General features: G+C 61.9%; 28 protein-coding genes and 1 tRNA gene. 5 read left to right on the plus strand and 24 right to left on the minus strand.

Translation table 11 applies throughout. The annotated features are described in order from the left end of the window. Position 1: 1 nt before the first annotated feature. The 19 genes from PRI8871_RS13095 to fabD all read right to left on the minus strand — a co-directional run bounded on the left by PRI8871_RS13095 (position 2) and on the right by fabD (position 13744). Positions 2-634, minus strand: a complete 633-nt coding sequence (locus PRI8871_RS13095) for a DUF2460 domain-containing protein (RefSeq protein WP_108886681.1) — start codon at positions 632-634, stop codon at positions 2-4. Between the two features lie 10 nt (positions 635-644). Further along, the gene (locus PRI8871_RS13100) at positions 645-1298 is read right to left on the minus strand and encodes an RcGTA-type gene transfer agent tail tape measure protein (protein WP_108886682.1); all 654 of its coding nucleotides are present in this window, start codon (positions 1296-1298) and stop codon (positions 645-647) included. Next, the gene (locus tag PRI8871_RS13105; protein ID WP_108886683.1) at positions 1285-1491 is read right to left on the minus strand and encodes a rcc01693 family protein; all 207 of its coding nucleotides are present in this window, start codon (positions 1489-1491) and stop codon (positions 1285-1287) included. Before PRI8871_RS13105 ends, PRI8871_RS13100 begins: the two co-directional genes overlap by 14 nt. Continuing rightward, positions 1481-1810 carry a gene transfer agent family protein gene (locus PRI8871_RS13110; protein WP_108886803.1) on the minus strand — a complete coding sequence of 110 codons (330 nt, stop codon included), beginning with the start codon at positions 1808-1810 and terminating at the stop codon, positions 1481-1483. The genes PRI8871_RS13105 and PRI8871_RS13110 overlap by 11 nt, the downstream gene beginning before the upstream one ends. After that, positions 1810-2223 (minus strand): phage major tail protein, TP901-1 family, encoded by a 414-nt coding sequence (locus tag PRI8871_RS13115; protein ID WP_108886684.1) that lies wholly within the window; start codon positions 2221-2223, stop codon positions 1810-1812. The genes PRI8871_RS13110 and PRI8871_RS13115 overlap by 1 nt, the downstream gene beginning before the upstream one ends. A gap of 17 nt (positions 2224-2240) precedes the next feature. Then, positions 2241-2639, minus strand: a complete 399-nt coding sequence (locus PRI8871_RS13120) for a DUF3168 domain-containing protein (RefSeq protein ID WP_108886685.1) — start codon at positions 2637-2639, stop codon at positions 2241-2243. Beyond that, a complete protein-coding gene (locus PRI8871_RS13125) occupies positions 2636-2974 on the minus strand; it encodes a head-tail adaptor protein (protein WP_108886686.1) in 339 nt (112 codons plus the stop codon). The genes PRI8871_RS13120 and PRI8871_RS13125 overlap by 4 nt, the downstream gene beginning before the upstream one ends. Next, positions 2971-3564, minus strand: a complete 594-nt coding sequence (locus PRI8871_RS13130) for a head-tail connector protein (protein ID WP_108886687.1) — start codon at positions 3562-3564, stop codon at positions 2971-2973. The genes PRI8871_RS13125 and PRI8871_RS13130 overlap by 4 nt, the downstream gene beginning before the upstream one ends. 154 nt (positions 3565-3718) lie before the next feature. Continuing rightward, positions 3719-4897 carry a phage major capsid protein gene (locus tag PRI8871_RS13135; RefSeq protein ID WP_108886688.1) on the minus strand — a complete coding sequence of 393 codons (1179 nt, stop codon included), beginning with the start codon at positions 4895-4897 and terminating at the stop codon, positions 3719-3721. Positions 4898-4935: 38 nt separating this feature from the next. Further along, entirely contained in the window at positions 4936-5484 is a 549-nt protein-coding gene (locus PRI8871_RS13140; protein WP_181389464.1) for an HK97 family phage prohead protease, read from the minus strand. A gap of 19 nt (positions 5485-5503) precedes the next feature. Beyond that, positions 5504-5728: a GTA head formation protein, RCAP_rcc01685 family gene (locus PRI8871_RS13145; protein ID WP_108886689.1), complete on the minus strand. Its 225-nt coding sequence runs from the start codon at positions 5726-5728 to the stop codon at positions 5504-5506. Further along, the gene (locus tag PRI8871_RS13150) at positions 5721-6908 is read right to left on the minus strand and encodes a phage portal protein (RefSeq protein ID WP_108886690.1); all 1188 of its coding nucleotides are present in this window, start codon (positions 6906-6908) and stop codon (positions 5721-5723) included. Before PRI8871_RS13150 ends, PRI8871_RS13145 begins: the two co-directional genes overlap by 8 nt. 100 nt (positions 6909-7008) lie before the next feature. Then, a complete protein-coding gene (locus PRI8871_RS13155) occupies positions 7009-8352 on the minus strand; it encodes a DNA-packaging protein (RefSeq protein WP_442439592.1) in 1344 nt (447 codons plus the stop codon). Further along, complete coding sequence (locus PRI8871_RS19620) at positions 8300-8629, minus strand: hypothetical protein (protein ID WP_181389470.1); 330 nt, start codon at positions 8627-8629, stop codon at positions 8300-8302. The genes PRI8871_RS13155 and PRI8871_RS19620 overlap by 53 nt, the downstream gene beginning before the upstream one ends. A 209-nt stretch (positions 8630-8838) precedes the next feature. Continuing rightward, positions 8839-9990 (minus strand): endolytic transglycosylase MltG, encoded by a 1152-nt coding sequence (gene mltG, locus PRI8871_RS13160; protein ID WP_108886692.1) that lies wholly within the window; start codon positions 9988-9990, stop codon positions 8839-8841. After that, entirely contained in the window at positions 9990-11249 is a 1260-nt protein-coding gene (gene fabF, locus PRI8871_RS13165) for a beta-ketoacyl-ACP synthase II (RefSeq protein WP_108886693.1), read from the minus strand. Before fabF ends, mltG begins: the two co-directional genes overlap by 1 nt. Before the next feature lie 343 nt (positions 11250-11592). Continuing rightward, positions 11593-11826, minus strand: coding sequence for an acyl carrier protein (locus PRI8871_RS13170; protein ID WP_108886694.1), 234 nt, complete (start codon positions 11824-11826; stop codon positions 11593-11595). Positions 11827-12040: 214 nt separating this feature from the next. Further along, a complete protein-coding gene (fabG, locus tag PRI8871_RS13175; protein WP_108886695.1) occupies positions 12041-12778 on the minus strand; it encodes a 3-oxoacyl-[acyl-carrier-protein] reductase in 738 nt (245 codons plus the stop codon). Positions 12779-12802: 24 nt separating this feature from the next. Beyond that, a complete protein-coding gene (gene fabD, locus PRI8871_RS13180; RefSeq protein WP_108886696.1) occupies positions 12803-13744 on the minus strand; it encodes an ACP S-malonyltransferase in 942 nt (313 codons plus the stop codon). A gap of 145 nt (positions 13745-13889) precedes the next feature. On the opposite strand from fabD, the gene PRI8871_RS13185 reads away from it, so the two are divergent. Continuing rightward, the gene (locus PRI8871_RS13185) at positions 13890-15077 is read left to right on the plus strand and encodes a cytochrome b/b6 domain-containing protein (protein ID WP_108886697.1); all 1188 of its coding nucleotides are present in this window, start codon (positions 13890-13892) and stop codon (positions 15075-15077) included. Between the two features lie 63 nt (positions 15078-15140). On the opposite strand, the gene PRI8871_RS13190 is transcribed toward PRI8871_RS13185, so the two are convergent. Next, positions 15141-15719, minus strand: a complete 579-nt coding sequence (locus tag PRI8871_RS13190) for a YceI family protein (RefSeq protein ID WP_108886698.1) — start codon at positions 15717-15719, stop codon at positions 15141-15143. Between the two features lie 510 nt (positions 15720-16229). Here PRI8871_RS13190 and rpsF point away from each other — a divergent pair. The 4 genes from rpsF (at position 16230) to PRI8871_RS13210 (ending at position 18028) form a co-directional block, all read left to right on the plus strand. After that, positions 16230-16586, plus strand: coding sequence for a 30S ribosomal protein S6 (rpsF, locus tag PRI8871_RS13195; protein ID WP_108886699.1), 357 nt, complete (start codon positions 16230-16232; stop codon positions 16584-16586). A 25-nt stretch (positions 16587-16611) separates the two neighbouring features. Beyond that, positions 16612-16839, plus strand: a complete 228-nt coding sequence (gene rpsR, locus PRI8871_RS13200; protein ID WP_009805008.1) for a 30S ribosomal protein S18 — start codon at positions 16612-16614, stop codon at positions 16837-16839. Between the two features lie 12 nt (positions 16840-16851). Beyond that, on the plus strand, positions 16852-17460 hold the full coding sequence (gene rplI / locus PRI8871_RS13205) for a 50S ribosomal protein L9 (RefSeq protein WP_108886700.1): 609 nt from the start codon (positions 16852-16854) through the stop codon (positions 17458-17460). Positions 17461-17593: 133 nt separating this feature from the next. After that, on the plus strand, positions 17594-18028 hold the full coding sequence (locus PRI8871_RS13210) for an acyl-CoA thioesterase (RefSeq protein ID WP_108886701.1): 435 nt from the start codon (positions 17594-17596) through the stop codon (positions 18026-18028). 68 nt (positions 18029-18096) lie between these two features. Here PRI8871_RS13210 and tig read toward each other — a convergent pair whose 3' ends face one another. The 4 genes from tig to PRI8871_RS13230 all read right to left on the minus strand — a co-directional run bounded on the left by tig (position 18097) and on the right by PRI8871_RS13230 (position 22600). Beyond that, the gene (gene tig / locus PRI8871_RS13215; protein WP_108886702.1) at positions 18097-19428 is read right to left on the minus strand and encodes a trigger factor; all 1332 of its coding nucleotides are present in this window, start codon (positions 19426-19428) and stop codon (positions 18097-18099) included. A 174-nt stretch (positions 19429-19602) separates the two neighbouring features. Then, positions 19603-20553: a class I SAM-dependent methyltransferase gene (locus PRI8871_RS13220; RefSeq protein WP_108886805.1), complete on the minus strand. Its 951-nt coding sequence runs from the start codon at positions 20551-20553 to the stop codon at positions 19603-19605. 188 nt (positions 20554-20741) lie between these two features. Next, positions 20742-20826 (minus strand) — tRNA-Leu (locus tag PRI8871_RS13225). A 70-nt stretch (positions 20827-20896) separates the two neighbouring features. Then, on the minus strand, positions 20897-22600 hold the full coding sequence (locus PRI8871_RS13230) for an NAD(P)H-hydrate epimerase (protein ID WP_108886703.1): 1704 nt from the start codon (positions 22598-22600) through the stop codon (positions 20897-20899). Positions 22601-22639 lie beyond the last annotated feature (39 nt).

The raw sequence follows: 22639 nt of genomic DNA on the forward strand, positions 1-22639 counted from the left end.
GTCACAGGCGCACCTCCACCACAGGTACATCTGGCGCCTGCCCGGCCTGAAAGCTGGCGACGCTGGTTTGAATGCGGTTGGTGTCAAACCGAACCGGCACATCAAATTCGAACCCAGCCGTCACCACCGATCCTTCGGGCGGCGCGGTGTCCAGGCTCACCAAACCCGTCGACGTGTCGATCTCAAAATGGACACCTTCGCGCATCGGGGTCGATTGCACGGCAACAATCACAGTGCCTGCGACGGGCTTCACGATGGGCCGGGCGTATTCCGCCGGACCAGACCGATACCGTTTCACCAGCTGGAACTGCGTTTTCTGCCCGTCGCCGGTACCGATCACCTGATCGTCTTCGCCCGGCTTTTTGGACGGCCGGCAAGATTTGAAATCCGACCAATCTTTCCAGCGAAACCCATAAAGCTGACCCTGACGCGCCTCAAAGAACGCCACCAACGCCTCTAGATCATCAAGCGAGCGCATGCCGACACCCGCGTCATAACGGCGGCGCGAATGGGCCCAAGGGGTGTTGCGCTCTTCGTGGCCGCTGGTCAGAGAAACAATATCTGTGCGCCGTTCCGGGCCACCGACCGATCCAAAGCTCAGATTGGCGGGAAAGCGAATGTCGTGAAAACTCATGATCTTATCCTCAGCGGTTGCGTTGGCCTTGTGCCAAGGCACGGCTCATCTGCGCGGCAATCTGGCTTTGGGAACGGCGGAAACTGTCGGCATCAGGCGTGCTGATATTCATCACCACATTGACAGACGCCCCCGTCCCGGATCGCACGCCCAACTTGCCATCAGGCCCGCGCGCCAAGGGCATAATCGCTTCCGGCCCGGCCTCGCCCATCAACCCGGTCGCCCCGCGCATTGGAAAGGTCGTCGGGCCGCTGACGATGCCGCCATTGGCAAAGGGCATCACACGGCCTTGCGAAAACGCCGCCCCATCCGCAAAGGCCCCGCCAAACAGCGATCCGACGCCTTCGGCAATCATTGTGCCGAAATGATCGGTAACCGGCTTGACCGCCGCCTTGTAGGACGCCGAAATCATCGACTGCGCCACGACTTTCAACGCGTCCGACAGGCGCATTCCTTCAAACACCACACCATCAATCGCCTTGCCCAATCCACGGCTCATCGACCGTTCCAGCCGCGCCATACCGGCATCGGACACCGCCAGACTGGAACTGACGCGGCGCAGCTCGGCATCAAAGCCCGCCGCCATGCCCGCCGCCCCGGCAAGGCTGGTTTCCAGCGCATCTACCTGCGCCTCAAAGGCGCTTAGGTCTTCATACTCCGCCATCTGGCGATCCTTTCTTCGTATCAGGATAGGCCCGCATCAGGTCGGCCAGCCGGTCCCGGTTCATCCCGGCATCACCGCCCTGCTGACCCAGCATCACCCGCAGCTCTGCCGGGGTCAGCGACCAGAACACCTCTGGCGTCAGTCCCAGCCCATGCAGCCCCAGCCGCATCAGCATCGGCCAATCAAACCCCATGGCCGTCCTCAGGCAGGGCAAAAGACCGGGCCAGCAATTCGGCCGCGGCGCGGCTGGCCTCCATCGGCCCGCCGCCAATTTCGGCCGAGGCCAGATCGACCGCCGACCCTGCCCAGCCACCACCGCGCAGACCCGCAACCAATAGCGCCAGAACGTCCCGCGCCCGAAACCGGCCCGCTTCGAACCGCTCGACCAAGGCCACCAGCGAATCCTCGCGCAGCCCGGCCTCAAGTTCGGCCAAAGCGCCAAGCGTCAGGCGCATGACCCGCCGCTGACCATTTAGGACAATGGCCACATCCCCCCGCCAAGGATTGCCCATCATGCCGCGATAAAGCTCAGCTGCCCCGCCGAGGCGAGCGACACCTCATAGGTCGCCTCGCCATTGTGCGACCCCGCATATTCCAGCGCCGTCACCATGAACGCGCCTTCGACAGTGCCAAAATCGGGAATAATCACCTGAAATTCCGGCGTTTCACCGTCGAAAAAGATCTGCCGCGCGCGTTCATCGGTGGTGTCATCACGGAACACACCCGATCCCGAGATGTTGGCCGATTTCACCCCGGCCCCGCCAAGCAATTCACGCCAGCCGCCCGCGCTTTCCAGCGAGGTCACGTCCACGCTTTCGGCGTTAAAGCTGATCCGCGTGGCACGCAGCCCCGCCATGGTCTGAAACGACCCGCTTCCGGTCAGATCCACCTTGATCAAAAGGTCTTTGCCGTTCTGAGCACCCATAGTCTCACTCCTTCAGGTTATTGGCTGTCCACGCGTGCGCGGAATGTCAGGTCGATGCGGCGCAAACCGCCGGTTTCACGTCTGGCGCGGGCGCGGCGAAAGTTCAGGCTGACAAGCCGGCCCGCACTGAGCGAAAGCCCCGGCGCCTCAAGCGCGGCGCCAACATCGGCGGCCACCTGCTTGGCCCCGGAAAACCCCGCACCATCCGTGACAATTGAAATTTCCAGATCGTGCCACGCACCCAAGGCCGTCTGATCCGACGCGTCCTTGACCGTTTCCGCGCCGATCATCACGTAAAGCCCCGGCAAAGTGCCTTGCGGCGCAGCATCGAACACGGGAACCGTCGACAAGGCCGACCAGGCGCTCAGCCGGTCATAAATGGCCGTTTGCAACGCCAATGATTGCGCATAGCTCATGCCGAGACCTCCTCATTTGCGAAACACGTCAGGTATCGTCCGGCCCGATCCGCCTCGGATACGGCAATGATGCGAAACAGCCGCGCACCTTCGCGAAACCGCTGCCCCGGCTTGGGCCGGTTGGTTGCACCCGCAGGCGCTGCGCGAACGGTGATCCGGTAGCTCGACAAGGCCAATAGCCCCGCGTCCGTACTCCGCTCGCGGCCAGAACCGGGCCGCAGCTCGGCCCACATCGTCCCAAGAACGCCCCAAGCCTCAGTCGCGCCGCCCGCGCCGTCCGGCACTTGGCTTGCCGCCTCAAGCACCAGCTTGCGGTTCAAAACCGGCGCGCTCATCGTGCCAGCCCCAGACGCATTGGCCGATACCGCGCCAAAAGCGATGTCACACCGAACGGCATGCAACCATCCCCAAGGGCGGTCTCATCCCGGTATTCGTAGTAATGCGCCGCCAAAAGCAAAACTGACTGCTGAAGATCGGCGGGCAATCCACTGAAATCGGTCGAAAAACCTGCGGCAAATGTAACCTCGATTGCGCCGCCAGATACCGGCTCAGGCAGGCGGCCAGCGCGCGCGGCGATCTTGGGCTGATGGGCATCCGGCACCAAACGATAAACCGTGTCAGCCACCGTTGACGCCGCACCGTCCCCATCCAGCAACACGACCGATGTCACCGATTGCACCGGGGCCAACGGCAGGATTTCCGCCACACCATCGCGCCACGCTTCAAGCCGCAGCGTAAAGCCGCGCTCGATCAAAACCTTGCCGGTTCGCCCCTCTACCGCCGCCAGGGCCGCACGCAGAAAAGACGCCAGAACCTCGTCCTGAACCGCATCCTCCGCAAACCCCGAGCCCATCCGCAAATGCGCCTTCAACGCATCGACCGGCAGGGCCAACAGGGGAACCTGGCTATCCTCGTTCACCATCATCGACTGTCTCCGAAATCCAGAAATTCGACCCGCGGGCCCGAAGTCGGGCGCGCACCACTCACGTTGCTCGGACGGAGGGGAGCAGCTAGACAACGCAAGCTCTCAACCCGGTGCGCGCCCTATGAAGGCGGGTCGCCCCGCCCTCATCCCGCGCTTAGCTGACCGCGCATTTCAGCAGTTTGATCGCGGCAAAGTCGCTCACATCGCCGCCAACGCGCTTGGTCGCATAGAATAGAACATGCGGCTTGGCGCTGAACGGGTCGCGCAGAACACGCAGGTCGGGGCGTTCGGCAATGGTGTAGCCCGCACCGAAATCACCAAAGGCAATCGGCGTGGCATCGGCAGCCACATCCGGCATGTCCTCGCAGATCATCACCGGATAGCCCAGCAAACGCGCAGGCTCGCCCGCCGAAAGACCATCCGACCACAGATGACGGCCATCGGCATCCTTCAGCTTGCGCACGGCACCGGCGGTTTTCGAATTCATCACGAAGGTGCCATTGGCGCGGTACTGCGCCCCCAGCGCATAGACCAGATCAATGATCGCATCGCCCGACGCATCCAGCGCCGCCGCCGCGCCCGAGGCCACATAGCCAAGGCTGCCCCAGCTCCAGCTGTCATTGGCAACCGCCGAATAGGTCAGGAAACCCGTCGGTTTATCGGTGCCATCACCACTCACAAAAGCTGCCGCTTCGGCGCGGGCGAACTTGTCGGCGATACGGCCCGCCAGCCAACCCTCAATATCAAACGCCGCATCATCCAGCAGGCGCTGCGAGGCTTTCGGCAGCGCGTTCAGCTCATAGAGCGGGATCGAAATGCGGTCGATGCTGGGCGTGCCGGTCTCAGCGGTCGAACCGGTCTCAGTGGCCCAGCCCGCACCGGCATCGGTGTGGTCGATCAGCACGTCAAACGACGTGGCCTCGACCTGCACCACATTAGCCACGGCACGCAGCGATGCAGTCGACGACAGAACCGACTGAATACGGTCCGAGGTCACCGGATCCACCAGAAACCCGCCATCTGAATTGACAGCCGTGGACATCGACTTGGTGTCCAGTTCCAGCCCGCGCAGGGCATCATCATCGCCCGAACGCAGGTAGGCGTTAAACGCCTTCTGATGTGGCGCGAAACCTTCCGCAGCGGCGGCAAGCGCGGGGCGCGAAGCAATGGCAGTTTTACGATCAAGCATGGTCAGTCGCTCTTCCTGTTTGTGAAGTTTTGCATCCAATTCAGCCCGCAGGCCTTTGATATCGCCAACCAAACCGGCAAAGGCCGCAGTCAGACGAGAGGCCGAAGACAGATCTTCTCCGGCCCGAGAACGGATCTCGGTCATGTGATTTTCCCTTGGTTCAATGGTCCTTGCGGCGCGCGTCAGCCGCTCGCCAAATCGCGGCGCGCCGCTTCTACGGCCTCCGCAAGATCGCGCAGCACAGCGTCCTGGGGCTGCTCGCCCTTGGCAGACACCCGCGCACTGGGCAGCATCGGAAAGGTCACCAGCGACACCTCCCAAAGCTCCAGTTCCGTCAAAAGCCGCTGGCCTTTGTCATTCTTCGCCGCCTTGATGGTGCGATACCCAATCGACAGCCCGTCAATCGCCCCGGCGGCAATCAGCTCTGCCGCCTCGCGCCCCTTGGCCACTGTATCGAGCAGTCGCCCCTTCACGAACAGCCCGCGGGCGTCCTCTCGCACCTCGTCCCAGACGCCGATGGGCTGGGCCGGATCGTGCTGCCACAGCATCTTGACCGCACGGCCCTCTGCCGTCAGCCGCGCCAAGGACGCCGCATAAGCCCCGGCAGACACCACATCGCCGCCCTGATCGCAGGCCCCGAAAATCGAAGCATAGCCCGCAATTACGCCGCCTTCTTTGACCGACAATTCCGCCTCAAACCGGCAGAATTTCTGTTCCAATCCTGAAGTCATCCTGATCCCTTTCTTCGCGCTACGGCGCGACCCGCAAAAGCCCCTCAAAGGCCTGTGCCAAAACGGTCGCGACGACGCCATAAACCGTCAGCCAAAGACGCCGCTCCAGCCGTTCAATCAACGCCTCGATCCGCTCAAGCCGGTCCGTCAGACCCGCGATTTGCAGACCGGCCACCCGCTCATGCGCTTCCAGCCGCAACCCCGGCGCACATTCGAACCCGTCAAATCTGGGCCGCTCACTCATCGGCCATGCTCCCGGTCAGGGGCGGCAGGCCCAGCAGCCCGCGCTTTTCAGCATCCGTCAGAAAGCCCGCATCCGAAACGCGCCGCCATTGCGCGTCACGCTCCGAACTCAGGGCGGGCACTTGGTCCAGATCGGGGCGCAGCTCCAGCGCCTCACCCGAAAAGCGCCCAAGCCAGGCCGCAATCGCTGTGGCGACGCGAGTCACCAGTGGCAGCACCGTTAGGCGATAAAACGCACGGTTGGCCTCTTGGTAATTGGCATAGGTCGCCTCGCCGGGAATCCCCAGCAGCATGGGCGGCACGCCAAAGGCGATGGCAATCTCACGCGCGGCGGCATCCTTGGTCTTGTGGAACTCCATGTCCGACGGGCTGAAACCCATCGGCTTCCAATCCAGCCCCCCTTCCAGCAACATCGGCCGCCCGGCATTGCGCGCGCCCTGATGATAAGTCTCCATTTCATGGCTCAAACGCTCAAATTGCTCAGCGCTCATGCTGCCCGACCCATCGGCACCCTTATAGACAATGGCCCCGGACGGACGCGCCGCATTGTCCAGCAAGCCCTTGCTCCAGCGGCTGGCGCTGTTGTGCACATCCACCGCCCGCGCCGCCGCCTGAAGCGGCGACAGGCCGTAGTGATCGTCCTGTGGGTGGAACATGCGGATATGGCAGATCGGCGGCAGAGGCCCCGTCATGTCAAACCGATGCTTGCGCCCGCCCACGGCATATTCATAGGCAACCGGCCACCCATCGGCCCCAGGCACAATGCGCATCCGATCGGATCGCAGCACATGCAACTCAAGCGGCATAGCGTCCGTGCCGACCGCCTCCAAATAGGCGTCACCCGACAACAAAAGCTGACCAAACAGCGCTTCCAGCAATTCGGCCCGCCCCTGCGCCGGGTTCGGCGCGGCCAGCAAGGACAGCACGGGGTGCGATTTGTAGCGCGTGTCGTCGTCTTGCAGAACCAATGGCATGGCAGCCGCCGCCTCAGCAATCAGCTTGACCGCGCGAAACCCAACCGGATTTCCGGTGAACCCCGCCTTGGTCAGCGACACGGTATCCCGCGCCGTCCAGGCCACCCGGCCTTGCGTGGTATATCCCACCAGAGGCCCGGTGGCGCTGGCTTTGGCCTCGGGGGCCGGGCCGTTGTCTTGTCGGCGTAGAAACTCGAACACCCGCATCTCCTCATTCAGTCAGCCGGAGCATCCCGGCGCTTGAGAGGAATTTGCCGTATCAAAGTTAACAGCCGTTAAGGCCAGCGCCCGCCCCCGCGCAACACCCCTAGAGCGACCGAACGCGCGGCCTGCGCCACGCGGCGGCAGGCACCAATAGCGCCTCGGTCAAAGCCCAGACCAGCGCATCCACCCGGTCGGGGCTGCCTTTGCCCGCAAAGCCCTGCAAGGTCATCGCGCCCATCTGGTCCTCAAGCTCGGACAACCCCGGCAAATGCCCGACCCGGCCCTGTTCGTACAGCGCCGCCACCGGCTCGGCCCGCGCCGCCTTGCCGCGCGTGGCCCGCACCTTGGTGACCGGAATCAACGGATCGACCTGTCGCAAAACGGTCTCCACCAGATCACCGCCCTGATTGACCTCGGCGACGATCCTGTCGCCGCCCCATCGCTCCATCGCGGCAATCGCCGCCTCGGCCCAGCCCACGGGGCTCGCCCCCTGCACGCTGGCATCCTCTAACACAACGGCACGCCAATCCTGCGGCGGCCCCTCCATATAGGCCCCGACCACGACGATCCCGCAGGCGTCAGACCCAGAATGACCCGTGACCGGCGGATCAATCGCCACCAAGACACGGTCCAGCCCATCCGCCGCCTCGACCCGCGCCGCCTCGATCAAGGCCGCAGGCCAAAGCGCGCCATCGACCTCAGTCAACAACTCACCGTCCAATTCTTGTCGGCCAAGCCGCGTCCCGGCATAGCGGGCGCGAACCTCGGCCAAAAACGACTCCGCCAGATTGGCGCGGTTGGCTTCGGTCGGGGCATGGGTCGCTGCCGTAGACGGCAGCTCCAACAAGCGTTTCAGCGCCCCCACATTGCGCGGTGTCGTCGTCACGCAAACGCGCGGATCTTCCCCGAGGCGCAGCGCGAATTGCAGCATGTCCCACGTGTCCTGCGCCCGCTTCCACTTGGCCAGTTCATCCACCCAAGCGGCATCGAATTGCGGCCCGCGCAACCCCTCGGGATCATGCGCCGAAAAGGCCATCGCTTCGGCCCCATTCGGCCACACCAAACACTTGCGCGTCGCCTGCCACACCGGCCTGCGATCCGGCGGCGAGCAGGCCATAATCCCGCTATCGCCAAAAATCATCACTTCGCGCACCTGATCAAAGGTCTCGCCCACCAGCGCCACGCGCTTGGCCCGGCCCGCATCCAGCGGCCGCGCGCCTTCGACCATCGATCGCACCCATTCGGCCCCGGCCCGCGTTTTACCAGCCCCGCGACCGCCCAGAATGACCCAAGACCGCCAATCGCCATCCGGCGGCAACTGGTGCGGCATGGCCCAAAACTCGAACAAAAAAGGGAGAGCCAGAAGCTCTCCCTCAGTCAGTGTATCCAGGAACTCAGTCCTGATCGTAGCATCGGCGGAGGCGAGCCAATCGGCACCCGACCTCAAATCTGGCTTGCTCAAGATCGAGCCCGTAGCCTCCGACAATGCCGCATCGTTTGCGACGTTCCGCATGTAATTGCGCCTCCGTTTCCCGCGCCGTTTTCAACCAGGCACGCATTTCAAGAAGTTTCTTTCCCACATCATCCTTTGAGCACCCCTCCCCGGTCCGGACCCGTTGCATCAGGTCGCGTAGTTCAATGGAAATATCCGCCAATTGCTGCTCACAATCTGCGGCGATGGCCTCCAGCGAAGAAGGCCCCGTATCCGGGGTAATCAAAGTCATGACTGCTCGTTGCCTTTCCCGAGTTTCTCCGTCCGGGTGAGCGACATGAAAAAACGGCCATCGGGTCGCCCCGTGGCCGTTCAGACATCTCGTCTAGCATGACACAATCTATACGTGCATCCGTTCGGCCTGTCAAGGACACACGCAACGGGACGCACCGTTAACCATCTGGCAATAAAAGAAAAAGCCGGATTAACCCCGGCTTCCCCTCAATTCCCTTGATCGGCTTCGATCTTGCGCCACTTGGCAACGTTGGCGTTATGCTCGGCCAAAGTCTCGGCAAAGGCATGGCCGCCCGTTCCATCTGCCACGAAGAACACATAGTTCGTGTTGGCCGGATCAAGCGCCGCTTCAATCGAGGCTTTACCGGGGTTGGCGATGGGGGTCGGCGGCAACCCGTCGATCACATAGGTGTTCCAAGGTGTCTCGCGGCGCAGCTCGCTCTGACGCAGACCGCGGCCCAAAACGCCCTCACCCTTGGTGATGCCATAAATCACCGTCGGGTCCGTTTGCAGGCGCATGCCCCGCTCAAGGCGGTTCACAAACACGCTGGCCACCTGACGCCGTTCTTCTGCAACGCCGGTTTCCTTCTCGATGATCGAGGCCAAGATCAACGCTTCATCCGGCGTTTGCAGCGGCAAGCCATCAACACGGTTCGCCCATGCCTCAGACAGAATACGCTCTTGCGACGACTGCATCCGATCAAGGACCGAAGCCACAGTATCCCCCACACGCACCTCATAGCTGTCGGGCGCGAGCGAGCCTTCGGCCGGAATGGCATCTGCCGTGCCAGTCAGCACATCAACGGCCTTCAAGCCGTCAACAACGTGCCAGCTGGTCACGCCTTCGGCCAGTGCAATCCGATACCGCGTGTCGTTCTGCGAACGGACACGGGTGTAATCCTCAGGCACCTCGTCGACACCCGGCACAAACTCGGCCTTCTCGACAAAGCGCTCCGTCGCCGGATCCAGTTCGCGCACCTGAATGCTCGCCCGGTTGATCCCGATGCGGTAAACCACTTCGGTCCCGCAGGTGCTGGCCCCGCCGCGCGTGACGATATCCACGATATCGGCCATCGACGCGCCTTCCGGCACCAGATAGCTGCCCGCCTTCAGATCCTGCGTCTTACCCGCGTAATCCGCACCCACGCGGAAAATGGCACCGTTCGAAACGGCCCCCTGATCGGCCAGATCATTGGAAACCTTACGGAAGTTCGTCCCGCGCTCCACCTTTACGCAGATCGCGCCGGTCAATGGCCCCTGCCCGGTGTATTGGTTCTTCGCCCAGATCAGCGCACCGCCGAACAGGAAAACCAGCACCACCAGAAAGGTCAGCGCATTAGAGGCGATATGACGCCACATCAATCGACCTTTCCAAAGATCACACTGGCATTGGTCCCGCCAAAGCCAAAGCTGTTGGACAGCGCATAGTCGATCTTGCGTTCGCGCTTGGCATTGGGTGCCAGATCAAGCGACGTTTCCACCGCAGGCGTATCAAGGTTGATCGTCGGCGGTGCCACCTGATCGCGAATCGCCAGGATCGAGAAGATCGCCTCAATCGCGCCGGCCGCGCCCAGCAGGTGACCGGTCATCGATTTGGTCGAGGACATGGTCGCCGTTTTCGCTGCATCGCCCAGCAACCGCTCAACCGCGCCAAGCTCAATCGTATCGGCCATGGTCGAGGTGCCATGCGCGTTGATGTAATCAATCTGACCCGCCGTGATGCCCGCGCGGTTCAGCGCTGCGGTCATCGACCGGAACCCGCCATCGCCATCTTCGGACGGCGCGGTGATGTGATAGGCATCGCCCGACAGGCCATAGCCACAAACCTCGGCATAGATCTTGGCGCCGCGCGCCATGGCGTGATCGTAGTCCTCAAGAACCACAACGCCCGCGCCCTCGCCCATGACAAACCCATCACGGTCCGCATCATAGGGGCGGCTGGCCGATTTCGGATCATCGCCGCGCTTGGTCGACAGAGCCTTGCACGCGTTAAAGCCTGCAATCCCGATCTCAGAAATCGCCGCTTCCGCGCCACCCGCAACCATCACATCGGCATCGCCAATGGCAATCAAACGGGCCGCATCGCCAATCGCATGCGCACCGGTCGAACAGGCGGTCACGACCGCATGGTTCGGCCCCTTGAAGCCAAAACGGATAGACACCTGACCCGAGATCAGGTTGATCAAAGCGCCCGGAATAAAGAACGGCGACACACGGCGCGGGCCCTTTTCCTTGATCAGGATCGCTGTCTCGGCGATCGAGTTCAGACCGCCAATGCCCGATCCGATCATAACGCCGGTGCGCAAACGACTTTCTTCATCCTCGGGCTTCCAGCCCGCGTCGGTGACAGCCTGCTCAGCCGCGGCAATCCCATACAGGATAAAATCATCCACCTTGCGGCGCTCTTTCGGGGCCATCCAGTCATCGGAATTGAACGTCCCATCCGTGCCGTCGCCATGCGGCACTTCGCAGGCATAGGTGGTTGCCAAATGGCTGGCGTCGAACCGGGTGATGGTTCCAGCACCAGATTGCCCGTCCAGAATACGTTTCCAGGTTTCCTCGACCCCGCAGGCCAGAGGGGTGACCAGTCCAAGACCTGTGACCACAACGCGACGCATACTGCTGCCCTTCCTCGGTTTCATTCTGTGCTGCTCTTACCCCGCGACAGGCCCAAGGGGCAAGAGGGCGAGGCACCGAGGCATCCACAAACCGGGCGCAACCTGCGCCAGTTTCGGCCCGCGCCCCTGCTTCTTCTCTTTCCAAATACGCAAATTTTCGCCGCCTGCCGCCTTCCAGCGACCGGGCGAAAGGCCATCCCCAGCCACCCGCGCCGGGGCGAGCGCGGCCGGAACGGTCGCGCTCGCCCCCTCGGGCGACGCAGGCAAAGCCTGCGGCGCAATACCTCAAACGCAAAACGGCGCCCCTAGGGGCGCCGTCCGAATTTCGCGATACTCGCAGAAATTACTGAGCTTCGGTGATGAACTTAACTGCGTCACCAAAGGTCTGGATGGTTTCGGCCGCGTCGTCCGGGATCTCGATGCCGAACTCTTCTTCGAAAGCCATCACCAGCTCAACGGTGTCCAGGCTGTCTGCGCCCAGATCGTCGATGAACGAGGCGTTTTCAACAACCTTGTCCTCTTCAACACCCAGGTGCTCAACCACAATTTTCTTCACGCGATCTGCGACGTCGCTCATATCTCTTCCTCACAGTTGCCTCGGGCCGCTCGACCCGGTTCTTGCCCTCGCCCCAGCCGAGAGGCGTTCTAGATGCCCCTAAGGGCGGCTCTTTGCCCCAGTACGGGGGGCTGACCAATCAACGTCACCGACGCCCAGAGGCCAAAAATCTTGATGGGCCTATATCACAGGCTCAAGGGATAGCAAGCGCTTTCCCGCCACCGGCCCACCTCGATCACAACATGGCCATGCCACCGTTGACGTGCAAGGTCGCGCCCGTCACGTAGCCAGCCTCGGGGCTGGCCAAATACAGCACAGCCGCCGCGATTTCCTCGGGCGTGCCCATACGGCCCGCCGGGATCTGGCCCATGATCGCGCCTTTCTGATCGTCGTTCAGCTTGTCGGTCATGGCCGTGGCAATAAAGCCCGGCGCCACGGCATTCACCGTCACACCCCGGCTTGCCACTTCATAGGCCAGCGATTTCGACATGCCGATCATTCCCGCCTTGGCGGCGGCATAGTTGCCCTGACCGGGGTTGCCCGTGGCCCCCACGATCGAGCTGATGTTCACAATCCGGCCCCAGCGCGATTTCATCATCCCGCGCAGCGCCCCTTTACACAGCTTGAACGTCGCGGTCAGGTTCACGTTCAAAACCTGCTCCCATTCCTCATCGGACATGCGCATGAACAGGTTGTCACGGGTGATCCCGGCATTGTTCACCAGAATGTCCATCGACCCCATCGCGGCGATGGCCTGTTTCGGCAAGGCCTCAACGGCTGCGGCATCGCTCAGGTTGCACGGCAGAACATGCACCCGGTCGCCCAGCTCGGCGGCCAGCGCCTCAAGCGGCTCTACCCGCGTGCCGGAAATGCCAACCGTCGCGCCCGCGCCGTGCAGTGCCTTGGCAATCGCGCCGCCAATGCCGCCCGACGCACCAGTGATAAGGGCCGTTTTGCCCGTCAAATCAAACATCTGAATGTCCTTCCTGAACCTGGATCAACCTGCCAGCGCTTCGGCGGCAGCGGCCACATCGGCCGCCGTGCCAACGGCGCGGGTGGCCATGGATTTCTCGATACGGCGCACCATGCCAATCAGGGCCTTGCCTGCGCCAAGCTCCCAAACTTCGGTCACGCCGCGGCTGGCCATAAACTCAACGGATTCGCGCCAGCGCACCGACCCGGTCACCTGATCCACCAACAGCGAACGAATGGTAGCCGGATCGTCAATCGCCTCGGCGACAACATTGGCAATCAGCGGCACGCTTGGGGCGTTGATATCAACTTGATTGAGCGCCTCTGCCATGGCTTCTGCCGCAGGGGTCATCAGTGTGCAATGGAACGGTGCGCTGACCGGCAGCATCAGCGCTCGCTTTGCACCCGCTTCCTTGGCCAGAACCGTCGCCCGCTCAACCGCGTCCTTGTGGCCTGACACAACAACCTGCGCCGGGTCGTTGTCATTGGCGGCAGCGCACACCTCGCCCTGTGCGGCTTCAGCGGCGATCTTGCGAACCGTCGCCAGATCCAGCCCCAGAACGGCGGCCATCGCGCCCACGCCTACCGGAACCGCGTCTTGCATCGCGCGGCCACGGATGCGCAGCAAACGCGCGGCATCTGCCACCGACAAGCTGCCCGCAGCCGTCAGCGCCGAATACTCGCCTAGCGAATGGCCCGCCACGAAACCCGCAGCGTCCATGCCAACGCCTTCCGAGGCCAGCGCCCGAACAACCGCCATCGAGGTCGCCATCAACGCAGGCTGCGCATTTGCGGTCAGGGTCAGATCGGCAATGTCGCCTTCCCAGATCAACTGCGACAGCTTTTCGCCCAAGGCCTCATCAACCTCATCAAAGACGGCACGAGCATCGGGATAGGCCTCCGCCAGATCCTTGCCCATCCCAATGGTTTGGGCACCTTGGCCGGGGAAAACGAAAGCGCGGGTCATGCGGGTCTCCTGTGAAAACTGTTGCGCTTCCTTAGCGATACTGACCGCTTCGCGCAACGGCGCACTGGCTCTGTGCATTGAGTGAGGTTGAATCAGGGGCCCGCATATCGCTTCTCTGGTCATGTCCCACTATCAGGAGTCGCACATGCCCCTCTCCAACACGCAGGCCCGGTTCGGATCTGTGTCCAAGGTCTTTCACTGGATTGTCGCGCTTGGCATTTTCATTGCCTTCCCGCTTGGCATCCTTGCCACTGACGCACCCTATGACACGGCCGAGGCACTGGCCCACAAAGCGCAGCTGTTTTCCTTCCATAAAACGCTTGGCGTGATCGTGTTCTTTGTCGCGCTTCTGCGCATTTCTTGGGCGCTGTCCCAGCCAAAGCCCGCCCCGCTTCATCCCGAACGTCGGCTTGAAACTTTCGTGGCCGAGGTGGTGCATTGGGCGCTTTATGGCGCGATGGTTCTGGTTCCGCTGTCCGGGTGGGTGCACCATGCCGCAACCGTCGGCTTTGCCCCGATCCTTTGGCATTTCGGTCAGGGCCTGCCGTTTGTGCCGACCTCTGATCTGGTGGCCGAAGCCGCATCGGCGGTGCACGATACGTTCAAGACGGTTCTGCTGATCACGGTGGTTCTGCATGTCGCTGGGGCCATCAAGCACCATGTCATCGACAAAGACGCCACCCTGCGCCGCATGCTGCCGGGCCGGACCGAGGCCGGACAGCACACCGCCACCTCGCACGCCCTGCCCGCACTGCTGGCCGCCGCGATCTGGGCCGTGGCCGGTGTCGGCACTTTGGCAACCCAAGACCACAGCGCCGCCGCCAACGCCCCAACACTCGCCGCCGCGCCCAGTGATTGGACGGTCCAAAGCGGCACGCTCGGCATCTCTGTGCAACAATTCGGCAAGCCCGTGACCGGCAGCTTTGCGGACTGGACCGCCGCAATCGCGTTTGCGCCGCGCGACACGCCCGGCAAAGCAGGCGAAGTCACCGTCACCGTATCAATCCCGTCTTTGACGCTTGGGTCGGTCACGTCGCAGGCACTTGGCGCGGATTTCCTGAACGCCGAGGCAAACCCAACCGCAATCTTCACAGCCGATATCATGGCAACCGAAACCGGCTATCAAGCCCCCGGAACGCTAACCCTGCGCGGTGTCGAAGTGCCTGCAACCCTGCCCTTTGACCTGACAATGGACGGGGACACGGCCACAGTCAGCGGCCAACTCATCCTAGACCGCCGCGCCTTCAACGTCGGAGACAGCATGACCGACGAAGGCCAGCTTGGATTTGCCGTGCCTGTGACGGTCGATCTGACGGCCAGTAAGTCGCAATAAGCCAAACAAAAACCCCGCCAGCCATTAGGCTGACGGGGTTACTTTTTAACGAACGACTTAAGATCAGTCGGCTTTCATCGCCTCGATCGAAATCATCACATTCACTTCGTCGCTGACGTAGGGGGCGAACATACCCAAACCATAGTCAGACCGGATCAGCGTGGTGGACGCATTGAAACCGGCCCAGGGCTTGCCCGCCATCGGGTGATCGCCCTTCTGGTTCATCACAGCATCCAGTACGACCGATTTGGTCACGCCGTTCAGGCTCAGATCGCCGGTGATTTTGGCGGTGGTCTCACCGGTTACTTCGATCGCGGTCGAGGTAAAGGTCACCATTTCTTCGTCAGTGGCGTCAAAGAAGTCAGCCGACATAAAGTGGCCAAAACGCTCTTCCCAGCCGGTCAGCATGGTTTTTACCGGGAAGGACACGGTCACGGACGAATTCGCCGGATCTTCCTGATCGAACTGGATCTGGCCGTCAAAGCCCGAAAACATGCCATAGGTCGTCGAGAACCCAAGGTGGTTATAGGTGAAAACAACCTGCGAATGGCTGGCGTCCAGCACGTAGGCTTCGGGGGCGGCAAAGGCAGCAGCGGGGCTCAGGGCAAGGGCAAGCGCTGCTACGCGGGCAAATTTGGTCATGGAAGGCTCCATAGAGTTTGAACTGATCGCCCTTTAGGTGTGACAGAACTTTGGCGCGCTCAATTGCCGTTCTGCCAACAGCCACTGTTGGAAAATGAACATACCCCGGCCCTAGAACAGACAAAGGCGCCGGACCACGCGCCGACGCCTTCAGTGAAGCCTTTGAAACATATAAACTAATTACTCGTCGTTTCTCTCCCTCGATACCTGATACAAAACCGCGTCACTTGTTACATACTCGTTACAAGCGCAGCATTTGCCCGCCGGTCATGTCCAAATTTTAGCCAAAATGTGGCGACAAAGTGAAAAATACCCCAAAGGAATAGGTTTCTTCATATTGTACAATATTTACGCATCCAAACAGCCTCCCCTCAATGCTTGCATCACCGGTCAATCCGTGTATACGAGGCCATCCTTCCGCAAACGGTTGAACTGCGCGGACTCTCGTGAATAGGGGCGGAAGGACTTTGCCCTGTTCGTTGAAACGCGCCAAACATGAACGGAGAGCACATGCCGCTATATGAGCATGTTTTCATCTCGCGCCAGGATTTGTCCAACGCGCAAGCCGAAGGCCTCATCGAACATTTCAGCACCGTCCTCGCGGACAACGGCGGCAAAGTCGTTGAGCACGAGTACTGGGGCGTCAAAACGATGGCCTACAAGATCAACAAAAATCGCAAGGGCCATTACGCCTTCCTGAAGACCGACGCACCGTCGGCCGCCGTCCAGGAAATGGAACGTCTGATGCGCCTGCATGACGACGTCATGCGCGTGATGACGATCAAGGTCGAAGAACACGAGGAAGGCCCCTCGGTTCAGATGCAAAAGCGTGACGACCGCGAAGGCCGTCGTGAACGCCGCAACTAATCACCTGAACAGAGGACGCTAACCAATGGCTGCAAAACCGTTTTTCCGCCGTCGCAAAGTGTGCCCCTTCTCGGGAGAGAACGCACCGAAGATCGACTACAAAGACACCAAGCTGCTGCAGCGCTATATCTCGGAACGTGGTAAAATCGTTCCGTCGCGCATCACCGCAGTGTCGGCCAAGAAACAGCGTGAACTGGCCCGTGCCATCAAACGCGCCCGTTTCCTGGCTCTGCTGCCATACGCTGTGAAGTAAGGAGACCGAGCAATGCAAGTTATCCTTCTCGAACGTGTGGCCAAGCTGGGCCAAATGGGTGACGTCGTAGACGTCAAGCCGGGCTACGCTCGCAACTACCTGCTGCTGCAAGGCAAAGCACTGACCGCCTCGAAAGAGAACATCGCTCAGTTCGAAGCCCAGAAAGCACAGCTGGAAGCGCGCAACCTGGAAACCAAAAAAGAAGCCGAAGCTATGGGCGATCGCCTCGATGGACAGCAGTTCATCGTGATTCGTCAGGCATCCGACGGCGGCAGCCTCTACGGTTCGGTCACCCCGCGTGACGCCGCAGACGCAGCAACCGAAGCTGGCTTCACCGTGGACCGCAAGCAGGTCGTCATCCCGCACCCGATCAAAGAACTGGGTCTGCACAAGGTTGACATCACGCTGCACCCCGAAGTTCAGATCCAGATCGAACTGAACGTTGCTCGCTCGCCCGAAGAGGCCGAGCTTCAGGCATCGGGCAAGTCCATCCAGGAACTGGCCGCAGAAGAAGAAGCCGCAGCAGAATACGAAATCGCCGAACTGTTCGACGATCTCGGTGGTGCGGCGTCGGACGACGACGACGACGCTCCTGCCGCTGCAGAGGCAGACGAGCAGTAAGCTCGCCTTCCGTTACAAATTGGAAAGCCGCGTGGATCCCACGCGGCTTTTCTTTTGTCCGGCATTCGCGCGGCGATGTTCATTCCGCCCACGGCTGGTATGATCGCGGCACAGTTCACCGCAGGACACCGCCATGACCAATACCCCCGACGACAGCCTAAAACGCGCCACAGAACGTGCCTCTCATGGCCGCCAGCAGCCCGAAGGCGTTCTGGTCATCCGCACCATCGCCATGCCCGCCGACACCAACCCCGCAGGCGATATTTTCGGCGGCTGGCTGATGTCACAGATGGATCTGGCGGCAGGCAATATCGCGGGCCGCGTGTCCCAAGGCCGCAGCGCCACAGTCGCCGTTGAAGGCATGCAATTCCTCCGCCCCGTCAAAGTCGGCGACGAGGTCACGCTCTACGGCACGCTGAAAAAAGTGGGCCGCACGTCCATGCACATCCACGTAGACGTCTGGGCCCGCGCCCGCTTCGCCAAATCCGGCGCCAAAGTGACAGCGGCCGATTTCGTGTTCGTGGCGCTGGATGAGGACGGCAACCCGAGGCCGATTGAGGAGGAGTGAAAGCGCCTCCGCCCAAACCAAAAAGCCCCGCCAAACTGGCGGGGCTTTTCGTTAACCTTGGGTGAAGATTACTCTTCGTCCAGTGCGTCCACGGCCGCTTGCAGATCGTCTTTCGAGATTTCTTTCTCGGTGACGGTGGCCTGCTCGGCGATGTGGTCCACGACCTTGTCTTCGAAGATCGGCGCGCGCAGCTGCTGTTGCATCTGCTGGTTCTGCTGGACGAACTCAAAGAACTGGCGTTCCTGACCCGGATACTGGCGGGCTTGGTTCATTACGGCCTGAGTGAACTCGGCATCCGAGACCTGAACTTCGGCCTTCTGGCCCAGTTCGGCCAGCAGCAGGCCCAGCTTCACGCGGCGGTTGGCCAGACGGGTGGCTTCTTCCGAAACTTCGATCTCACCGTGGTTGTGATCGTGCACTTCGGGGTTTTCCTCGTGCCACAGCTGGTGGGCGATCTGCTTGGCTTCAGCGTCAACCAGCGACGGCGGCAGCTCAAACGTCACCTGCTCGTCCAGAACGTCCAGCAGGCCGCGCTTCATGACCTGACGGGCCGCACCAGCGTATTCGCCTTCCAGACGGTCACGGATCTGCGCTTTCAGCGCGTCCAGATCGTCCGAGCCGAATTTCTTGGCCAGTTCGTCGTCCAGCTCAGCCGCTTTGGCCTTCTTGACGGCTTTGATCTTGCACTCGAACACAGCGTCTTTGCCAGCCAGATTCTCTGCGCCGTACTCATCGGGGAATTTCACCTCGACGTTCTTTTCGTCGCCGGCTTTCACGCCGACCAGCTGATCTTCGAAGCCCGGAATGAACGAGCCCGAACCCAGAACCAGCGGGTAATCTTCTGCTGCGCCGCCTTCGAAGGCCTCGCCATCAACTTTGCCCAGGAAGTCGAACACAACCTGATCGCCATCTTCGGCTGCGGTGCCTTCGTCGGTGTCTTCGAACGACTTGGCGGTTTCGGCCAGGTTGGCCAGCGCCTCATCGACATCGGCGTCGTCAGCTTTGACAACCAGACGCTCCAGCGCGATGCCTGCCAGATCCACTTCGGGGATCTCGGGCAGCTTTTCGTAGGACATTTCGACGTTTACGTCGTCGCCTTCTTTCCAGTCTTCGTTGGTCATTTTGACCTCAGGCTGGAGCGCCGGACGGTCGCCCGACGTTTCGAAGTGCGAGTTCATTGCGCCGTCGATGGCTTCCTGCATCGCTTCGCCCAGCACGCGCTGGCCGAACTGCTTCTTGAGCAGCGCCATCGGCACCTTGCCCTTGCGGAAGCCCTTCATTTCGATCTCAGGCTGCGCTTCAACCAACTTTTCGTTGACCTTCGCGTCCAGCTCAGCGGCCGTCACGGTGATCGCATAGGCGCGCTTCAGACCTTCGTTCAGGGTTTCGGTAACTTGCATTCTTCCCTCATCATCTCGGGCAGGGCCTAGGCCCGCTATATCGAATTTGCGCCCTTCTAAGCATCGTGTCCGGCCCGTGCAAGACGAATCCGCCATTCATGGCCCATTGAGCAAGCCATACGCAGCGTTTCCGTGTCGCCCTTGCCCGTTCGGGCGGGTTCGGGCCGGGTTCCGTCAGGCTGGAATGGCGTCTTCGCCGTCGCCCATCCGGTCCAGCATGCCGCCGCTCCGCGACGCGATCACACATAGCCCGACCACGTCCTGCCCCCGGTCGCGCCGCAACACAACGCGGCTGAGCGAAGCGCGGGCGAACCCAGCATCGCGCAACAACGTGCGCACATAGGATTCGGAATGGGTAAAGCGGCGGCAGTCTTGCAGCATCACGCCATCATCGCCCAGCTCCACCGTAAAGATCAGCTGCCCTAGCGGCGCAATCGCCCCGGCGCACCAGCCAATCACCTGTTCGAGCGCGCCAATATAATTGAACACGTCGGATGCGATGATCAGGTCATAGGGGCGATCCGGGATATCCAGCGTCGCGATATCGACCTTTTCCAGCCAGTCATAGACTTGTTTCACCGATGCCTCAGCCAGCATGCCCGACGAAATATCGACCCCTTCCAGCCAGCCGCACAACGGCCGCAAGACATCGCCCAGCAAGCCAGTGCCACAGCCCAGATCCATCGCCCGCGCCACATGGCCCACATCGCAACGCGCCAGCGCGTCCGCTACGATGGACGGGCCGCGATACTCCAGCTTGTTCAGTAGCGAGGTTTCAAACCGCGGCGCGTATTGATCGAACAGCAATTCCACAAAGGCAGGCGGCAGCGTTTCCACGATCGACACTTTGCGCAGCAAATCGCGCTTCACGCCCGCGCCGAACGGATCGGCCGGATCAATCTCAACCGCGCGGGTCCACGCCTCGACGGCGGCTGCCTCATCGCCAGCGGCCTCATGCAATTCGCCCAGGCGGAACCAACCCGCGCCCCAGTCAGGCACCAGATCCAGCGCCCCGCGCAGCACTTCGGTGGCCGCAGGCGCATCGCCCGACAACATCAAGGTTTCGGCAAAATCCGCACGACGATCAGCCGCTGGATACCCCGAGGAAAAACGGTGTCCCGCCATATCCGTCTCATTGTTCTGGGGTCCGCTCATTTGCCACAAGAAGGCCACGCGGCGGACAGCACGCTGCGCCCGAAATTGACGCATCAGCGGCGCGATTAGTGCGGAAATCGCGTTCCGTCAACGGCAAGCATCACCACCCCATGCAATAATGCACGCGCCGTTTCGCCAACCAAACCTGAAGGATTAAGTGGTGCGGGTAGAGGGACTTGAACCCCCACGCCTTGCGGCGCCAGAACCTAAATCTGGTGCGTCTACCAATTTCGCCATACCCGCGACCGCTCTGCCGTAGCAGAGTGCGGCGTATCTAGCAAACCTCTCGCGGGGATGCGAGAGGGAAATTCAACTATTTTACAAGCGCCTTCACGACGGTCGGAATCTGCTCGGGCAAGTCTTCGGCGATCAGTCCGGGGCCAAAGGCGCGGGCGCATTCGGTATGCATCCATACGGCCCCTGCGGCGGCCTGAACCGATGTCTGCCCCATAGCCAGTAGCCCGGTCATAATCCCAGCCAACACATCCCCCGACCCGGCAGTTGCCAGCCACGGCGCGGCCCGGTCATAGACGGCTGCATGGACCACCGCCGCGCCCTCTGGTCTGGCAATCACCGTATCGGCCCCTTTCAACAGAACCGTGCACCCTGCCCGCTTGGCGGCCTCGCGCACAGCATCGACCTTGGAATAGGCTGGGCCGGTTTGCGCGGCCAAGGCCGACCGATAGGCGTTATGCGCGGCCAAATCGGCGCTTTGACTGTCCGAAGGTTTGGGCAAACGCGGCGCGGTCAGTTTGGCCGCGATATCTGGGAACAATCGGGCGAATTCACCGCCATGCGGGGTCAGAATACATCCATCGTGCAGCAGATCCCGCAGCTCCTCATGCTCGGCCAGCAAGGTCAGCGCGTCGGCATCCAGCACCGTTGGCCGCTTTGCCTGAAGAACGGCGCGCACCAGATCGGCCCGCGCAGGCCCAAAGCCAAGCCCCGGCCCGATGCACAGCGCGTTCAGCCGCTCATCCTCTAGCACCGTGTCCAAAGCGCGGGCGTCGCTGATCTCGCGCATCATCACCGCAGTGATCTGCGCGGCAACCTCGGGCATGGCAGGCCCCGGAACGGCCAGTGTCACCAGCCCCGCCCCGATCCGCAGCGCCCCCCGCGCCGCCAACCGCGCAGCGCCGGTGTGCCCTTCGCCGCCGGTCACAACCATGGCATGCCCATGCGAATATTTATGCGTCTGACCGTGATGCGCGTGCCAAGCCTGTTTGACCGGCAGTGTCACGGCCCGCGCGCCCAGATCATCCGGGGTCATTTCGGCCAGCCAAACGCTCTGCGCGGCTTTGCCCACCACATACTGGCCGCGCCATTTCTGGATGCCGATGTCCACCACGGCCAAGCGCCCACACAGCCCCGGCCCATCCGCCAGATAATGCCCGACCTTGGGGCAATCGAATGTCACCGTCAGCGCTGCGAATTGATTGAGACCCCAGGCATAGGCCCCTTCGGCCCCGAGCAATCGCCCGCTGTCCATGCACAGACCCGACGGCGCATCAACCGCGACGACGGGACCAACGCCCATGCCCTGCCCCATGCCAACCAAACGGCCCAGCACCTCCCACGCGTCACCAGTGACGGGCCGCGTGATGCCCGTGCCGAACAGGGCGTCTATATACAGGTCCGCAGGGCCATGCGCGTCAGAATACGCATCGTAATTGGCAAGGGTCAGCGGCGCCACCCGGCCCGTCTCAACCCAGCGATTGTAGTTGGTCAGAGCGTCGGGCGGCAGGCGCTCGGGATCGCCCAATGCGAAAACCGTCACATCCCAATTCAGATCGCGCAGCAACCGCGCCACAACATAGCCGTCGCCGCCATTATTGCCCGGTCCGCACAGGATCACGGCCCGATGCGGGCGCTGACGGTAGGTCCACCAATGTTCGAAGATCGCATCGACCACCCCGCGCCCGGCGCGCTCCATCAGCTCAAGCCCTGTCACCTCGCCCGAGGCAATCGCGGCATGTTCATTGGCACGCATCTGCGCGGATGTCAGAAGCTCAGTCATAAGGGCACTCCGGCGCGGTCTGGAACACGCCGGAGTGTG

It is taken from the genome of Pseudoprimorskyibacter insulae (assembly GCF_900302505.1).
Classification (GTDB): Bacteria; Pseudomonadota; Alphaproteobacteria; order Rhodobacterales; family Rhodobacteraceae; genus Pseudoprimorskyibacter; species Pseudoprimorskyibacter insulae.

Excerpts from the sequence above, each read along its gene's own strand:
- PRI8871_RS13095 (WP_108886681.1), bottom strand. The coding sequence starts at position 634 with ATGAGTTTTCACGACATTCGCTTTCCCGCCAATCTGAGCTTTGGATCG.
- PRI8871_RS13100 (WP_108886682.1), bottom strand. The coding sequence starts at position 1,298 with ATGGCGGAGTATGAAGACCTAAGCGCCTTTGAGGCGCAGGTAGATGCG.
- PRI8871_RS13105 (WP_108886683.1), bottom strand. The coding sequence starts at position 1,491 with ATGGGGTTTGATTGGCCGATGCTGATGCGGCTGGGGCTGCATGGGCTG.
- PRI8871_RS13110 (WP_108886803.1), bottom strand. The coding sequence starts at position 1,810 with ATGGGCAATCCTTGGCGGGGGGATGTGGCCATTGTCCTAAATGGTCAG.
- PRI8871_RS13115 (WP_108886684.1), bottom strand. The coding sequence starts at position 2,223 with ATGGGTGCTCAGAACGGCAAAGACCTTTTGATCAAGGTGGATCTGACC.
- PRI8871_RS13120 (WP_108886685.1), bottom strand. The coding sequence starts at position 2,639 with ATGAGCTATGCGCAATCATTGGCGTTGCAAACGGCCATTTATGACCGG.
- PRI8871_RS13125 (WP_108886686.1), bottom strand. The coding sequence starts at position 2,974 with ATGAGCGCGCCGGTTTTGAACCGCAAGCTGGTGCTTGAGGCGGCAAGC.
- PRI8871_RS13130 (WP_108886687.1), bottom strand. The coding sequence starts at position 3,564 with ATGATGGTGAACGAGGATAGCCAGGTTCCCCTGTTGGCCCTGCCGGTC.
- PRI8871_RS13135 (WP_108886688.1), bottom strand. The coding sequence starts at position 4,897 with ATGACCGAGATCCGTTCTCGGGCCGGAGAAGATCTGTCTTCGGCCTCT.
- PRI8871_RS13140 (WP_181389464.1), bottom strand. The coding sequence starts at position 5,484 with ATGACTTCAGGATTGGAACAGAAATTCTGCCGGTTTGAGGCGGAATTG.
- PRI8871_RS13145 (WP_108886689.1), bottom strand. The coding sequence starts at position 5,728 with ATGAGTGAGCGGCCCAGATTTGACGGGTTCGAATGTGCGCCGGGGTTG.
- PRI8871_RS13150 (WP_108886690.1), bottom strand. The coding sequence starts at position 6,908 with ATGCGGGTGTTCGAGTTTCTACGCCGACAAGACAACGGCCCGGCCCCC.
- PRI8871_RS19620 (WP_181389470.1), bottom strand. The coding sequence starts at position 8,629 with ATGACTTTGATTACCCCGGATACGGGGCCTTCTTCGCTGGAGGCCATC.
- mltG (WP_108886692.1), bottom strand. The coding sequence starts at position 9,990 with ATGTGGCGTCATATCGCCTCTAATGCGCTGACCTTTCTGGTGGTGCTG.
- fabF (WP_108886693.1), bottom strand. The coding sequence starts at position 11,249 with ATGCGTCGCGTTGTGGTCACAGGTCTTGGACTGGTCACCCCTCTGGCC.
- PRI8871_RS13170 (WP_108886694.1), bottom strand. The coding sequence starts at position 11,826 with ATGAGCGACGTCGCAGATCGCGTGAAGAAAATTGTGGTTGAGCACCTG.
- fabG (WP_108886695.1), bottom strand. The coding sequence starts at position 12,778 with ATGTTTGATTTGACGGGCAAAACGGCCCTTATCACTGGTGCGTCGGGC.
- fabD (WP_108886696.1), bottom strand. The coding sequence starts at position 13,744 with ATGACCCGCGCTTTCGTTTTCCCCGGCCAAGGTGCCCAAACCATTGGG.
- PRI8871_RS13185 (WP_108886697.1), top strand. The coding sequence starts at position 13,890 with ATGCCCCTCTCCAACACGCAGGCCCGGTTCGGATCTGTGTCCAAGGTC.
- PRI8871_RS13190 (WP_108886698.1), bottom strand. The coding sequence starts at position 15,719 with ATGACCAAATTTGCCCGCGTAGCAGCGCTTGCCCTTGCCCTGAGCCCC.
- rpsF (WP_108886699.1), top strand. The coding sequence starts at position 16,230 with ATGCCGCTATATGAGCATGTTTTCATCTCGCGCCAGGATTTGTCCAAC.
- rpsR (WP_009805008.1), top strand. The coding sequence starts at position 16,612 with ATGGCTGCAAAACCGTTTTTCCGCCGTCGCAAAGTGTGCCCCTTCTCG.
- rplI (WP_108886700.1), top strand. The coding sequence starts at position 16,852 with ATGCAAGTTATCCTTCTCGAACGTGTGGCCAAGCTGGGCCAAATGGGT.
- PRI8871_RS13210 (WP_108886701.1), top strand. The coding sequence starts at position 17,594 with ATGACCAATACCCCCGACGACAGCCTAAAACGCGCCACAGAACGTGCC.
- tig (WP_108886702.1), bottom strand. The coding sequence starts at position 19,428 with ATGCAAGTTACCGAAACCCTGAACGAAGGTCTGAAGCGCGCCTATGCG.
- PRI8871_RS13220 (WP_108886805.1), bottom strand. The coding sequence starts at position 20,553 with ATGGCGGGACACCGTTTTTCCTCGGGGTATCCAGCGGCTGATCGTCGT.
- PRI8871_RS13230 (WP_108886703.1), bottom strand. The coding sequence starts at position 22,600 with ATGACTGAGCTTCTGACATCCGCGCAGATGCGTGCCAATGAACATGCC.